Below are 14292 nucleotides of genomic sequence, written 5' to 3' on the forward strand. Positions count from 1 at the left end.
ATGACGGGCGGCGCCCGATTTGCAAAACAGTCATGGTAACTGCAGGAAACACAAATACACAGCCCAAAAACGCGCTATCGCCTTGGTCCTACAACCCGCCGGGACCCTGTGCCGGAAGGAAAGGCCAGCGGGTAATCCCCGCCGCAGGGATAGCGCCATTTTTGCCACAATCGAGCCACTGCCGCGCGGTCAGCCTCGCGTTAGGCTGGAATGGCAGGATGTGAACCTGCGGCGCAGGAGCACGGCCAAAACAACACGGCCACCCGTCCCATCAAAACACACGGCTGAAAGCCAAGAGACAAAACATCCATGCAAGACGACAGCCAGGTTTTTGACTACATCATCGTCGGCGCAGGCACGGCAGGTTGCCTGATTGCCAACCGCCTGAGCGCCGACGCATCCAAACGCGTGCTGCTCATTGAGGCCGGCCGCAAGGACGACTACCACTGGATCCACATCCCGGTAGGCTACCTGCACTGCATCGGCAACCCGCGCACCGACTGGCTCTACAACACCGAGCCGGACGCCGGCCTCAACGGACGGGCGCTGCGCTATCCACGCGGCAAGACGCTGGGCGGTTGCTCCAGCATCAACGGCATGATCTACATGCGCGGCCAGGCACGCGACTACGACCAGTGGGCCCAGCTGACGGGCGACATGGCCTGGCGATGGGACAACGCGCTGCCGCATTTCAAACTGCACGAAGACCACCACAAGGGCGCTGACGCGATGCACGGCGCGCGCGGCGTGGCACCCGAGCTGATGCAGGACAAAAGCCAGCCCTACCAGAAGCTGCTGCGCCACCACAATTCAGGCGGCGAATGGCGTGTCGAGAAACAGCGCCTGCGCTGGGACATCCTCGATGCGTTTGCCGAAGCGGCGCAACAGGCCGGCATCCCGGCAACTTCCGACTTCAACCGCGGCGACAACGAAGGCGTGGGTTACTTCGAGGTCAACCAGAAAAAAGGCTGGCGCTGGAATACCGCCAAGGCCTTTTTGCGGCCGGCCTGCTATGCCCGGCCCAATTTCGAATTGTGGAACAACGCCCAGGTGTGCAAGCTGGTGATTGAGCCGCAGGCCGACGGCAGCCAGCGCTGCACCGGCGTGGAAGTGTGGGCCGGCGACGAGCGGGTGACGGCGCACTCGACACGCGACTCGGGGCACATGGGCGAAGTCATTCTGTGTGCAGGCAGCATCGGCTCGCCGCAAATCCTGCAGCTTTCAGGCATTGGCCCGGCCACCCTGCTGCAACAGCACGGCATCCCTGTGCTGCAAGACCTGCCCGGCGTGGGCGCCAACCTGCAGGACCATTTGCAGATCCGTTCGGTCTACAAGGTGCACGGTGACCAGCGCTGGGGGCTGTCGCTCAACACCATGGCCAACACGCTGTGGGGCAAGGCCCGCATCGGCCTGGAGTACGCATTGCGGCAGACCGGCCCGATGAGCATGGCACCGTCGCAGCTGGGCGCCTTCACGCGCTCATCACCCGACCAGCCCTACCCCAACATCGAATACCACGTGCAGCCGCTGTCGCTGGACGCTTTCGGCGAGCCGCTGCACAGCTTCAACGCTTTCACCGCCAGCGTATGCAACCTCAACCCGACCAGCCGCGGCACCGTGCACATCAAGAGCAACCGCTTTGAGGATGCACCGGCGATTTCGCCCAACTATCTGAGCACGGCCGAAGACCGGCAGGTAGCAGCCGACTCCCTGCGCGTGACCCGAAAGATCGTCAGCCAGGGCGCGCTGGCCAAATACAAGCCCGAGGAATTCAAGCCCGGCGTGCAGTTCCAGACGGACGAAGAACTCACACGGCTGGCGGGCGACATTGCCACCACCATCTTCCACCCGGTGGGCACGACCAAAATGGGCAAGGAAGACGACCCCATGGCGGTGGTGGATTCGCACCTTCGGGTCCGCGGCATTCGCGGCCTGCGCGTGGTGGACGCCGGCGTGATGCCACTGATCACCAGCGGCAACACCAATTCGCCCACGCTCATGATTGCGGAAAAGGCCGCCGGGTGGATTCAGGCCGGCATTTGAAGGCAGCGCCGTGTCGAAGCTGCCCGCAAGCCTCAGGCAGCACCGCCCCTTCGAAACAGATCAAAGATAGATTTTTTGCAGAAGACGCACCAGCGTCTTTTTTTCCGCCGCGCTCAGCCGCTCGGTGGCATCTGATTCGAGGCTGGTGGCGGTGCGCTCGGCCTCCCGCATCAGCGCCTCGCCTGCCTCGGTGAGGTACAGGCCCACAGCGCGGCCGTCCTGCGGGTGCGGCTTGCGGTGAACGAGCTCTCGCTTTTCCAGCGTGCCGATTTTCCCGACCAGGTTGGGCGGCAGGATGCTCAGCGCACTGCACAGCTGGCGCGAGGTGATGCCCGGGTTGTGCGTGATCAGCGACAGGATGGAAAAGTCCACGTGACGCAGGTCATACACCGCCATGCGTTTCATGAACAGTTCAATGACCTTGAGCGACGCACGCGTGGCGTTGTAGCCAATCAGGGTTTCAAGGTAGGAGGTATCGACTTCTTCGACAGCGGGCGCTGGTTTGAGGGACGCTGGCATAGGTGGTCAGGAAGCTTTCGTCATCGGGCAATACGGACCGCCGCACGGCATGCGGCCAGTCCAGCCCCGATTATGCCAAGCGGTGCCGATCCATGACGGGGCCTCAGGGCGCCCGGCATCAGCCGTCGGCACCGCGTTCTGATCAGGACTCGGCGGTAAAGCCGATTTTCTTGATCAGCGGCCCCCAGCGGTCGAGTTCGCGCTTCTGGCTGGTCGCCATGTCCTCTGCCGTGCCGCCGTAGGGAATCAGGCCCACCACCGTCAGCGAGTCGATGACGGATTTGTCCTTGATGGCGGCGTTGATGGCGGCGTTGGCGGCGGCGACCACACTGGCCGGCGTTTTGGCGGGGGCACAAAAGCCGAACCACTCCTCCACGGTCAGGTCGGCAAAGCCCTGCTCGGCGAAGGTCGGTACTTCCGGCACAAAGGGCGAGCGCTGCTTTCCGGACGTTGCCAGGATGCGCAGCTTGCCGGCCTTGTGATTGGGGATGAAGTCGCCGTGCGGCGTGAACATGGCGGCCAGCTGGCCGCCCACCACATCGGTCACGCCGGGCACGGAACCGCGGTAAGGCACATGTTTGAGTTCCACCTGGTTGTTCAGGCCCAGCAAGGCGCCCAGAAAGTGGGGTGTTGATCCCGCAGCGGGCGAGCCATAACTCGCATCCTTCGGATTGGCCCTGGCCCATAGCAGGAAGTCCTGAACGGTCTTCACGGAAGCGGGCACCAGCGGCCCCACAGCCAGCCCATGGTGAATCATGGACGCGGTGCCCACGGATACAAAATCGGCGAACGGGTCATAGGCCAGTTTTTTGTAGATGTGCGGATACAGCGACATGCAGGAAAACGGCGTCATGGCAATGACGGAGCCGTCCGTGGGTGCCATCTTCAGCGTCTCCAGCGCGATGCGGCCACCGGCGCCGGCCTTGGTGTCCACGATGGCGTTGTTTTTGGAATAGGCGGTGCCGCCCATCTTGTCGCCGACGCGGCGCGCGCAGATGTCGCCCGCACTGCCGGCGGGGAATCCGTAAATGATCTTGACCTGCTCCAGCGGACTCGCATGGGCAGAGAACGGGGCGAAGCCGGCGGCTGCGGTGAGCGTTGCGGCGGCCTGCACAAAATGACGGCGTGTTTGCATGAAATGTCTCCTTTTTTAATGATGTCCAACGGGTCGAAAAACAAAACCGAAATCAAAAACTGAAAGACGGAAACAAAAGCGGAACGCGAAGCGTCAGCTGCACAGGGCCCGAATGTCTTGCGGCACGGCAATGGCCTTGATGCGCTCAGGATTCTCCGGACGGCGGATGCAGAAGGCCCGGGTTTCACGGCCTTCGCAGATCAGGTCGTCACCGCGTTTGATCACATGCTTCTGGATGAAGACCTTGTCGCGCCATTCCTCAATGCTGGTGTGAATCTGCAGCGTCTCACCATAGACGGCAGGCTGGCTGAACCGGGTATTGATCTCGAGCAGCGGCGTGCCGATGATGCCGGTGGTCTTCACAAGCTCACGCCATGTTGGCACGCCGCACTTGACAAAAAAGTTCAGCGACGAGGCGTCCATCCACCGCGAGAAATTGGGGAAAAACACGATCCCCGCTGGATCGCAGTCGCCAAACGCAACGGAAACTTCGTAAACAACGGTCTTGCTCATGCTGTTCACCTTGGCGCCATGCGCAATGCGCCATCCAGCCGGATGACTTCGCCGTTGAGATGGTCGTTGGCCACGATGTGCGCGGCCAGCTGGGCAAACTCCTCGGGCTTGCCCAGGCGCTGCGGAAAAGGAATACTGGCGGCCAGCGAAGCCTGCACCGCTTCGGGCAATTGCTGCATCAGCGGCGTCGCGAACAGGCCCGGCGCCACTGTGCAGACGCGGATACCGTGCTGCGCCAGGTCGCGCGCCATCGGCAGTGTCATGCCGACCAGGCCGCCCTTGGAGGCGCTGTAAGCCTGCTGGCCCACCTGGCCGTCAAAGGCTGCCACCGAGGCCGTGAACATCATGACGCCGCGCTGGCCGTCTTCCAGCGCGGGCAGTTTGGCACAGGCGGCCGCAAACAGGCGGCTGGCGTTGTAGGTGCCCACCAGGTTGATGGTGACGACTTTGGCAAACTCTTCGAGCGGCGCAGGGCTGCCGTCTTTGGCCACCACGCGTTTGGCCGAGCCGATGCCGGCAACGTTCATCAGGATGCGGGCCGGGCCATGCGCAGCTGCGGCTTTTTCCAGCGCGGCCGCCAGGCTGGCGCTGTCGGTGATGTCGCACTGGCACGCCACTGCGGCACCGCTTCCGTGCGTGGCGCAAATGTCGGCCGCGACTTTTTCCGCACCGGCGAGATTCACGTCCAGCACGGCAACCTTGGCGCCCAGGCGTGCCAGCTCACGGGCAGTGGCTTCGCCCAGCCCGGAGCCGCCTCCCGTCACCAGTGCCGCAAGTCCTTCAATCTTCATGCCTTCTCTCCAGATCGGTTGCTATTGTTTTTATAGCTGCTTGCGCTCGTCCGTTGTGCGCTGCAGCGACTATTTGCTCAAGAAATTTCGGCCCCTTCGGGGTTTTCAAGCAACAGGGCAATGCCCTGCCCGCCGCCCACGCATGCGGATGCAATGCCGTAACGCAGGCCCGCGCGCTGCATTTCACGCGCGACGGTGACCGTCAGGCGGACACCGGTGACCGCCAGCGGGTGACCCATCGCGATGGCGCCGCCATTGACATTGAGCTTGCGCAGATCGAGGTTCAGTTCACGCGCCACTGCCAGCGTTTGCGCGCCCTGGGCTTCGTTGATCTCGAAGCGGCCGATCTGGTCCAGCTTCAGGCCGCAGCGCTCCAGCAGCAGGCGAATCGCCGGCGCGGGGCCTATGCCCATGATTTCGGGTGGCACCCCCACCACCGCGGCAGCCACGACACGTGCCAGCGGTTTTTTTCCATGCGCCTTCACGTACTCGCCCGAAGCCACCACGGCAGCAGCTGCCGCATCCACCAGCGCTGCACTGTTGCCGCCGGTCTGCACCCCGCCGGCGTGAACCACCCGGAGTTTGGCCAGCACCTCGACAGGAGACAAGCGTGCGTGGGTGTCCTGTGCGACTTCCGTGACTTTGCCCTGCAGGCGTATGCCGCGCTTGGCGTAGCCGGCGAGTTCAAATTCTTCCGTGACCACCGGCACAATTTCACCGGCGTGAAAACCTGCCTCGCGGGCCGCCACGGCTTTGGCAAACGAGCTGGAGGCAAATTCATCGACGGCTTCCCGCGTGATGCCGTATTTCTTCGCGAGGTTTTCCGCGGTCTGGATCATGTCGATGCCGGCGGCGGAGTCCTTCAGGGCCTCCCACATGAAGTCCTTGAAGCCGACGGGCGCGCCCAGCTTGAAACCGGTGCGGTGTTCGAAGGCGGCGATCGGGTTGCGCGTCATGCTCTCGGCGCCGACGACCAGCGCCACGCTGGCGGCACCGCTCTGGATCTGCTCGCCGGCCTGGCGGAACAATTCAAAGCCGGTACCGCAGATGCGCTGCACCATGATGGCCGGCACCTCCACGGGAACGCCGGCGTAAAGGCCGATATGACGTGGCAGCATGAACTGCTCAAAATCACCGGGAGCCATGTTGCCGGCAAGCACCGAATCGACATCGCCGCCACTGACACCCGAGCGCTGGAGCACGGCGCGTGCCGCCTTGATGCCGAGGTCGGTGGGCGATATATGGCCAATGGCGCCGCAGTAGTCGACCATGGGCGTGCGGATGCCGTCGAGCATCCAGACGTCTTGGAAAGCGGAGAAAAATCCTTTGGGTTGCATGGTGTTTGTGCGTCGGGTTTTATGGTGCGGGTTTGACAATGGGGTGCGCCGTGTCATCGTGCAGGGCCACCACCAAAGCTTCACGGTGCGTCAGCACGGCGCGCTGGTTGATGGAGCCTTTGTCGGTGACTTCACCCTTGTCGAATGAGGGCGGCTCATGCATCAGGTGCAGGCGCCGGATGCAGCTGGCGCTGCCGGTCGCGCCCTCTGCGAGCTTGTTCATCATCTCCTGAAAGTGCGCCACTACCTGCGGGCTTTCAACGGCCTGGCGCAGCGGCGCATCGGGCGGCAGTCCGGCCAGTGCGCGCACGGCGGGTGTCGGAAACACCAGCGCGCCCACTTCCTTGAGGTTGATGCCCGTGAGTACCACGTCCTGCACGTAAGGCGCTCCCGCAGCGACGATCTTTGCACGCAGCGGGCCCACGCTGACAAAGGTGCCCGTGGCCAGCTTGAAGTCCTCGGCGATGCGCCCATCGAACTTGAGCCCGAGGTGAATGTTGCCCTCATCAATCCATTTGACGGCGTCGCCGGTACAAAAGAAGCCTTCTTCGTCAAAGGCTGCTGCCGTCTCCTGCGGTGCGCGCCAGTAGCCGGGCGTGATGTTGGGGCCCTTGTAGCGCACCTCGGTTTTGCCGTCGGTGTCCACCAGCTTGAGCTCAATGCCGGGCGCGGGTACGCCGAGGTCGCCGGCTTTCACGTTGGGGTTGGTCACGAAGATGGCAAACGGCGCGGACTCGGTCATGCCCAGGCCGGTCGCCATGACAATGCGCTCGCCCACTTCCTTTTCCTCGGACTCGTACAGGCTGTCCCACACGGGTTGGGCCAGTGCGGCGCCGGCATAAAAAAACATCTTCACGCGCGACAGCAGGTTGCGCCGCAGCTCTGCGTCCGTTTTCATGGCGCTGGCGATGGCCTCAAAGCCGGTAGGCACGTTGAAGTACACCGTGGGGGCAATCTCGCGCAGGTTGCGCAGGGTTTCGTGCATCAGCGCCGGGGTCGGTTTGCCGTCGTCGATGTAGAGCGTTCCGCCATGGAACACCACCATGCCGAAGTTGTGGTTGCCGCCGAAGGTGTGGTTCCAGGGGAGCCAGTCGACCAGCACCGGTGGCTCGTCCTGCAGCACCGGCATGGATTGCGCCATTTGCTGCTGGTTGGCACACCACATGCGCTGGGTATTGATCACCGCCTTGGGCATCTTGGTGGAGCCGCTGGTGAACAGGAATTTCACGATCGTGTCCGGCCCCGTGGCCTGCATGGCGCGGTCTACGGCATCCGAGGCCGGCGTTGCAGCCAGTTCGGCAAACGCCGTGGTGGCGCGCCCTTCGACCTGCCCGGTGGCCAACACCACCTCGACGTCGTCGCCGATGGCTGCGTTGATGGCCCTGGCGTAGCGCGCGCCGTCGGCGGCAAACACCAGGCCCGGCGTCACAGTCTTGAGCACGTGGCGCAGCTTGTCGTAGTCCTGGCTGACCAGACTGTAGGGCGGAGACGTCGGCACAAAAGGCACGCCGGCCAGCATGCAACCCAGCGCCAGCAGCGCATGCTCCAGATCGTTTTCCGACAGGATGACCACCGGGCGTTCGGCACTCAGGCCCCGGTCAATCAGCCCCTGCGCGATGTTGCGGGCCGAGACCCAAGCTTCGGCATAAGTTATGTGCCGCCAGTCGCCGGTTTTACCGCCTTCCAGTTTTTCGCGCCGCGCCATGAAGCTGCGGCCTGGGACCGTCAGCGCCCAATGCTGCAGGCGGTCGGTGATACGGGTCGGGAAGGCTTGCAGGTCCTGGTCTGCGCGCAGATAGCGCACGCCGGGTACGCCGTCGCGCAGGACCACACGGGTCACGCCAAAGGCCATGGGACGAAATTTCGGGGCGCTCATGGTTGTCTCTTCTGTTCTGTCTTCTGTCTTCTGTCTTCTGTCTGCTGTCTGCTGTCTGCTGTCTCTTTTCTGGATGTCTCTCTTGCCTGCCCGCCCGGCCTGGTCAGCCCTTCTGGACCTTGCGGGCCTTGCCGTCCAGGAAGTCTTTCACGCGGCTCTTGGCTTCGGGTGCGCTTTGCGCCACTGCGGCCATCAGGGCCTCGGTGAAGAACCCCTGGTCTGCCGGTTGCTCGGCAATGCGCGGCAACGCATGCATGAGGGCGTAGTTGGTCAGCGGTGCGTTTTCTGCCACGCGAGTGGCCAGTTCAAGGGCTTTGGTGAAAGCCTGGCCCTCGGGAACCAGGTATTGCGCGATGCCTATGCGCTCACCGTCCACCGCGTTGTAGACACGGCCGGTCAGCATCATGTCGGTCATCCGTGCGGCGCCGATCAGCCGCGGGATGCGCACCGCACCGCCACCACCGACAAAGATGCCGCGCGAGCCTTCGGGCAGCGCGTAGAAGGCGCTTTCGTCGGCAACCCGGATATGGCAGGCACTTGCCAGCTCCAGGCCACCACCGACCACGGCACCGTGCAGGGCCGCGATCACGGGCACCGGGCCGTACTGCACCCGCTCCAGCGCTGCGTGCCACATGCGCGAATGGTGCAGGCCCTGGCTGGCGTCACGCTCCTTGAGTTCGCTCAGGTCAAGGCCCGCGCAGAAGTGGTCACCCTCGCCGCAAAGCACGGCGGCTTTTGCTTCGGGAGGAAGGCTTTCGAACAGGTTCCGCAGTGCCAGGATCAGGGCATCACCCAGGGCGTTGCGTTTGGCAGGACGCGCCAGGCGGACCACGGCGACATTGCCGTGCATTTCGAGATGAAGGTATTTTGGGGTCATGTGAAGTGTGTTTCCGGAAGCCAATTATGGTTATGAATAATAACTATTACAACGTGATTAAGCCTTTTTTTTCTAGTGAAAACCCTAGGGCGTGCCAAGGCATGTTTGCGCGGCGGACCCACCGGCCCGCAAGGCAATCCGCAGGAGGAAACACTGGGTGAAGGATGACCTTCCCCGCAGGGGATGGAGAAAAATGGGTCGCCCGGCAGACGGCGATTCGGCACACCGGGGGTGTGCCACTGCTGACGCTGGTGCGCTTGTGGTCAGTCAGTTACGCTGCGGCACAGCCTGGGGCCGGCAACAGCCGGCAAAGGCCTGGTTCAAATATTGAGCCACTTCAGCAGCTCGCGCATGCGGGCTTCCGACGTGATGTCGAACTGCTCGATGCCGATACGCTTGAGCACGTCCTTGCCGGCATCGCTGGCGGGCAGCGCCAGCAATTCCTCCTGGATCGCCTTGAGCTGTTCGGGCTTGACGCGTTTATGGGCTACCAGCGGGAAGTAGGGCTGCGCCACGCTCTTGTGCAAAATACGGCCGCCCTCTTTTTCCCATTTCTTGGCAATGCCTGAGTAAGAGGCGACACCACCCACATCGGCGAATTTGTTGTCGAGGTAAAAGCCGACAGCCGCCTGTTCGCGCACGAACTGCACGTTTTCCTTGTCCACCAGGATGCCTTTGTCCCTGAGCTCTGCGGCACAGAAGCGGGACATATAGGCAATCTGCTCGGGCAAGGCAATCCGCTTGCCCTTGACGTCGTCGATGGTCTTGAGGGCCGAGCCCTTGGGCGCAATGATGAAGCACTGCCCGTCGGGCTTGGTGCTGGCGATATAGCTGTAGCCGTAGTCGCGCATGCCGCGCGCCGGGTAGTCGCTCGGGCGCGCCATCACCAGGTCGAAGCGGCCGGTCTGCATGCCTTCTTCCAGCTGCTTGAACTCGCGCGCAAACACCACGCTGACCTTGGCCTTCATGGCCTTGCCGATCACCTCGGCCAGCCCCTGGTATTTGGCAATCACCTGGGCGTGGTCCAGCCCGCCCGAGCTTCCTTCGCTGATGCCCAGTATTAGTTGCTGGGCCTGCGCCTGCGCCTGGGCATTGGCAGTGCCCATACAAAACGCGCCGAACCCCAACACCAAGGCCCCTGACATGCAATTCCACCGCATAAGTCCCTCCTTATATATAAAGCTCACGCATGCTACTGCGTGCGTCCTGCGCTGGCTAGCGCAATTTACCCCCGGTCCGTTTTCCGGCAGTCTTTATGCCCCGGGGGAGCATCCTGCGTTCGCACACCGATGACACAATGCGGACCACGCCGGAAACAGCCGGTGTCGCATTGACATCATGAAACACCTGACCACCCTTTCGATCGCCCTCCTGCTGGGCGTGCTGTCTGCCTGTAGCCCGGCGCCGCGCGCCAGCCAGGACCCGCTGTCGATTGCCCGCGCTCCGGTGGCCGCGGCCATCAACGACTACCAGCGTTGCGCCCAAAGCGCCTTGCAGCCGCTGAAAGACAACCCGGAGCAATCCGTGTTTGTGCTCGCCGATGCCGCACTGGCGGCCTGCGATGCCGGCCTGGATCAGGTGCGGCGCAGCATCCTGGCGGACAACGCAGGCCACCCGTATGTGGCCGCGTTTGCTGAAGATGCCAGCGCCAACATCCGCATTCGCACCCGCAACATGCTGGCGCACAGCCTGAACCGTGCGCGGGAAGCGCAACCACAACCGGCGAAATAAACCGGCCGCCGGCCCTGCGCCGGCCTATCGCAAGCTCTTCACGAAGCGCGGCGCGTTCGGGGCAAGAACACCGCAGAACCGGCTTTGCCGGGCTGCAGGTGTTGCCACCCTGAAGGGGGGTTCCGGCTACACGCAGTGAGCCGAGACAGGGGTCTACAAGTTATCGCAGGCCCTTCACATAGCGCGGCGCGTTCGGGTCGCGCTGGCGGCGCTCCCGCGGCGACTCGCCCTCGCCGAAGATGGCACCGAATGTCGACTCGATAAAACCTGATTCAGGATAGACCTCTTCCTCGGTATCGATGGACCGGGCGCTCTGGCGGTCGGGCACTGGCGCCGGGGCAAGCACCGGCTGGCTGCGCTCCTTCACCACCTCGGACACCAACTGCACCAGCGGCACGCGTGCCTTGGGCTCGGGGGTGGCCATGATTTCTTCCAGCCGGTCGGCCCACACCGCCAGGTCCACGTGGCCATCCTCGGCGGCTTTTTCCCGCGCAAAACGCGCTATTTCGGCGGCGTATTCCTGGTTACCGGCCATCCACTCGGTGTCGGTCACGCGGCCGGTTTTGCGGCGCAACAGCACATGCAGGTGGGCCGCAACGGCAATTTTTTCACTGGAGGGCATGGTGCGCAATCCTTGAAAGTGGAGTCCGTTGTTTGTCAGTTACGTGCCCAACCGCTCGGCGTGCTGGGTGATGTCCAGGCCGTCGCTCTCGGCGGCTTCGCTGACGCGCAGGCTGACGATCAGCGAGGTGACCCACAAGGCCAGCGCCGTCATGAACAGGCTGTAGAGCATGACGGCGCCTGCGCCTATCGCCTGGGTCATCAGGCTGCCCTCGACACCGGAGATGGCCTTGCTGGCAAAAATGCCGGTCAGCAGCGAACCCACAATGCCGCCCACGCCGTGCACGCCGAACACGTCCAGCGAATCGTCGGCGTTGAGCAGGCGCTTGAGGCCCGTGGCGCCCCAGTAGCAGGCCACGCCGGCCACCAGGCCAAACACCAGGGCCGCGCGCGGCGAGACAAAGCCCGCCGCCGGCGTGATGGCGACCAGCCCGGCGACCAGGCCCGAGCACAGTCCCAGCAGGGAAGGACGCCCGCGAACAATCCATTCGGCCGCCATCCACGAGAGAGCGCCCGCGGCCGCCGCGATGTGCGTGACGGCCATCGCGAGGCCGGCCCGGCCGTCGGAGGCCACGGCGGAGCCGGCGTTAAAGCCAAACCAGCCGACCCACAGCATGCCGGCACCGGCCATGGTCAGACCCAGGTTGAAAGGCGTAAACGGTTCACGGCCATAGCCGTGGCGCGGCCCGAGCGCGTAGGCACAGACCAGCCCGGCAATGCCGGCATTGATGTGCACGACCGAGCCGCCGGCAAAGTCCAGCGCGCCCATGCGCGCCAGCCAGCCATTGGGCTCCCAGACCCAGTGGGCAATGGGTGCGTAGACGACGACGGTCCACAGCGACATGAACACCAGCATCGCGGAGAACCGCATGCGTTCCACAAACGAGCCGACCACCAGCGCGGCCGTGATGATGGCGAAGGTCAGCTGGAACATGGCGTAGACCGACTCGGGAATGTTGGGCGCAATATGGCTCACGGCCACCTTCTGCGCGTCCTTCACGTAGTCCAGCCCGGTGAACCAGAGCCGCTCGGGACCACCCAGATAGTGCCCAAGCGCACCTTTGCCGGGCGTGAAGGCGATGGAGTAGCCCACCGCAAACCAGAGCAGGCTGACAACGGCACAGATGGCGACAACGCAGGCCATGACATTGAGCACGCTTTTCCTGCGCACCATGCCGCCGTAGAAAAGGGCGATGCCGGGCAGGGTCATGAGCAATACCAGTGCGGTGGAGGTCATCATCCAGGCGGTGTCGGCACCATTGAGGGTCTCCACGCCGACCAGTCCCGGTTGGGTCAGCGGCGCCGGGGCGGCCGCTGCAGGAAGCGGCGCAGAGGCCGCAGCCACCGGTGCGGCGGGAGGAGCAGGAACAGCGGCCGGTGCGGGGGACGGTGCGACTTCCGGAGCGCTGGCAGTGACTGCTGGCGGCGCCACCGCCGGGGGAGCCGTGGTCTGTGCCAGGGCTTGCTGGCATGCCAGGCCCAAGCATAAAGACATACCCAAGGCCAGAAATCTGTTCATATGCATACGGTGCCCGCCTGTTCAATCAACCAACAATTGGTAACAACAGGCATAAGTCGTGCCAATACCGCAGTAGCTCGTGTGATGGGACTGCAACGGAAAATATGTACTGCAAAAGTGCGCAAACGATTGGCGTGGTGCCCCAAAAACATCCACAGAACCAGCGGCCGCCCAAAGCCCGGGGCCGGGAAACCCCCAATGCACTGGGACAGTGCGCCCGCTATATTGGATGACTTGCTGACGAGCCTTGCTGCTCGCAACGCGAGGAGCCGAGGAGACACGAGAGAGTCATTAAGAAGTACACAAGCAAAGCGGCATTCCACAAGAGATGCAGATTTGCAAAAAGCGCTGGCAACCCCAGCGCTTTTTTTATGCCTCCGCCCTGACGGGGCCCAACCCTCAAAAACCCTCGCAGCCATTGACTGTCGGGCGCAAGCAGCTATCTATTTGATAGCAATGAGTCTGTTCAATGCGATGGGACAATCCGGGCCATGGAATTATTCATCGTCTCGTTGGCCTCCCTGCTCGCCGGTTTTGTGGACTCTATCGTCGGGGGCGGCGGGCTGATCCTGGTGCCGGCCCTGTTTGCGGTTTTCCCCACCACCCATCCTGCCACCCTGTTTGGGGTGAACAAGGGGGCCTCGGTCTGGGGCACCGCGGTTGCCACGGCCCAATATGCCCGTCGGGTGGAGCTTCGCTGGGCGGCACTGTTGCCGGCGGCGGCCGCCGGGTTCACCGGCTCGCTGGCGGGCGCCTGGCTGGTCACCGTCATCTCGCCGGGCTTTTTGCGCAAGACCCTGCCCTTTGTGCTGCTGGCGGTGTTGCTCTATACGCTGGCCAGGAAGGAGCTGGGCCGCCACCATACGCCCCGCTTTACCGGGCATGCCGAAACCGCGGCGGCCTGCTGCATCGGGCTGGTGCTGGGGTTTTACGACGGCTTCTTCGGTCCGGGCACCGGCAGCTTTTTTGTATTTTTATTTGTGCGCTGGCTGGGTTATGACTTTTTGAACGCGTCGGCTTCGGCCAAGCTGCTCAACACCGCCACCAACCTCGCAGCGCTGGCGCTCTTTGCCTGGAAGGGCCATGTCTGGTGGCATTTCGCCCTCACGATGGCCGTGGCCAACGTGGCGGGCAGCCTGCTGGGCACCCGCCTGGCCCTCAAACATGGGGCCGGGTTTGTGCGCGGGGTGTTTATCGCCGTGGTCAGCTCGCTGATCCTGAAAACCGGTTTTGACGCATTTGCGCGCTGACTGTGCGCAGGCCGTTTGCTATTGATTTAATAGCTGCTTGCGCAGGTCCTGTATGGGTTTCCGGCAAATTTGGCTTGAAA

At 63.4% G+C, this 14292-nt stretch carries 13 protein-coding genes; 3 read left to right on the forward strand and 10 right to left on the reverse strand.

Features of this window, described 5'->3' with window-relative positions:
• The first annotated feature begins 309 nt into the window (after nucleotides 1-309).
• A complete protein-coding gene (locus AC1DU8_RS19645; RefSeq protein ID WP_477727171.1) occupies nucleotides 310-2043 on the forward strand; it encodes a GMC family oxidoreductase in 1734 nt (577 codons plus the stop codon).
• A gap of 60 nt (nucleotides 2044-2103) precedes the next feature.
• Here the strand turns inward: AC1DU8_RS19645 and AC1DU8_RS19650 are convergent, their stop codons facing one another.
• The 8 genes from AC1DU8_RS19650 to AC1DU8_RS19685 form a co-directional block, all read right to left on the reverse strand.
• Nucleotides 2104-2562: a MarR family winged helix-turn-helix transcriptional regulator gene (locus AC1DU8_RS19650; protein ID WP_457281691.1), complete on the reverse strand. Its 459-nt coding sequence runs from the start codon at nucleotides 2560-2562 to the stop codon at nucleotides 2104-2106.
• Nucleotides 2563-2704: 142 nt separating this feature from the next.
• Nucleotides 2705-3697 carry a Bug family tripartite tricarboxylate transporter substrate binding protein gene (locus AC1DU8_RS19655; protein ID WP_477667551.1) on the reverse strand — a complete coding sequence of 331 codons (993 nt, stop codon included), beginning with the start codon at nucleotides 3695-3697 and terminating at the stop codon, nucleotides 2705-2707.
• A gap of 93 nt (nucleotides 3698-3790) precedes the next feature.
• Nucleotides 3791-4210, reverse strand: a complete 420-nt coding sequence (locus tag AC1DU8_RS19660) for an acyl-CoA thioesterase (protein WP_457281693.1) — start codon at nucleotides 4208-4210, stop codon at nucleotides 3791-3793.
• Between the two features lie 5 nt (nucleotides 4211-4215).
• Complete coding sequence (locus AC1DU8_RS19665) at nucleotides 4216-5001, reverse strand: SDR family NAD(P)-dependent oxidoreductase (protein WP_477727172.1); 786 nt, start codon at nucleotides 4999-5001, stop codon at nucleotides 4216-4218.
• A 77-nt stretch (nucleotides 5002-5078) separates the two neighbouring features.
• The gene (locus tag AC1DU8_RS19670) at nucleotides 5079-6338 is read right to left on the reverse strand and encodes a thiolase family protein (protein ID WP_457281695.1); all 1260 of its coding nucleotides are present in this window, start codon (nucleotides 6336-6338) and stop codon (nucleotides 5079-5081) included.
• A 19-nt stretch (nucleotides 6339-6357) separates the two neighbouring features.
• Complete coding sequence (locus AC1DU8_RS19675; protein ID WP_477727173.1) at nucleotides 6358-8214, reverse strand: feruloyl-CoA synthase; 1857 nt, start codon at nucleotides 8212-8214, stop codon at nucleotides 6358-6360.
• A 103-nt stretch (nucleotides 8215-8317) separates the two neighbouring features.
• The gene (locus tag AC1DU8_RS19680) at nucleotides 8318-9091 is read right to left on the reverse strand and encodes a crotonase/enoyl-CoA hydratase family protein (RefSeq protein ID WP_477689667.1); all 774 of its coding nucleotides are present in this window, start codon (nucleotides 9089-9091) and stop codon (nucleotides 8318-8320) included.
• Between the two features lie 320 nt (nucleotides 9092-9411).
• A complete protein-coding gene (locus AC1DU8_RS19685; protein ID WP_477667552.1) occupies nucleotides 9412-10197 on the reverse strand; it encodes a phosphate/phosphite/phosphonate ABC transporter substrate-binding protein in 786 nt (261 codons plus the stop codon).
• A 232-nt stretch (nucleotides 10198-10429) separates the two neighbouring features.
• On the opposite strand from AC1DU8_RS19685, the gene AC1DU8_RS19690 reads away from it, so the two are divergent.
• Complete coding sequence (locus tag AC1DU8_RS19690; protein WP_477667553.1) at nucleotides 10430-10822, forward strand: hypothetical protein; 393 nt, start codon at nucleotides 10430-10432, stop codon at nucleotides 10820-10822.
• A gap of 160 nt (nucleotides 10823-10982) precedes the next feature.
• Here AC1DU8_RS19690 and AC1DU8_RS19695 read toward each other — a convergent pair whose 3' ends face one another.
• Together AC1DU8_RS19695 and AC1DU8_RS19700 are read right to left on the reverse strand one after the other, a co-directional pair.
• On the reverse strand, nucleotides 10983-11444 hold the full coding sequence (locus tag AC1DU8_RS19695) for a hypothetical protein (RefSeq protein WP_457281700.1): 462 nt from the start codon (nucleotides 11442-11444) through the stop codon (nucleotides 10983-10985).
• A gap of 39 nt (nucleotides 11445-11483) precedes the next feature.
• On the reverse strand, nucleotides 11484-12938 hold the full coding sequence (locus AC1DU8_RS19700; protein WP_477727174.1) for an ammonium transporter: 1455 nt from the start codon (nucleotides 12936-12938) through the stop codon (nucleotides 11484-11486).
• A gap of 515 nt (nucleotides 12939-13453) precedes the next feature.
• Between AC1DU8_RS19700 and AC1DU8_RS19705 the strand changes: the two genes are divergently transcribed.
• A complete protein-coding gene (locus AC1DU8_RS19705; RefSeq protein ID WP_457281702.1) occupies nucleotides 13454-14212 on the forward strand; it encodes a sulfite exporter TauE/SafE family protein in 759 nt (252 codons plus the stop codon).
• The last annotated feature ends 80 nt before the right edge of the window (nucleotides 14213-14292 follow it).

This window comes from Polaromonas sp. P3_A5 (assembly GCF_056403055.1).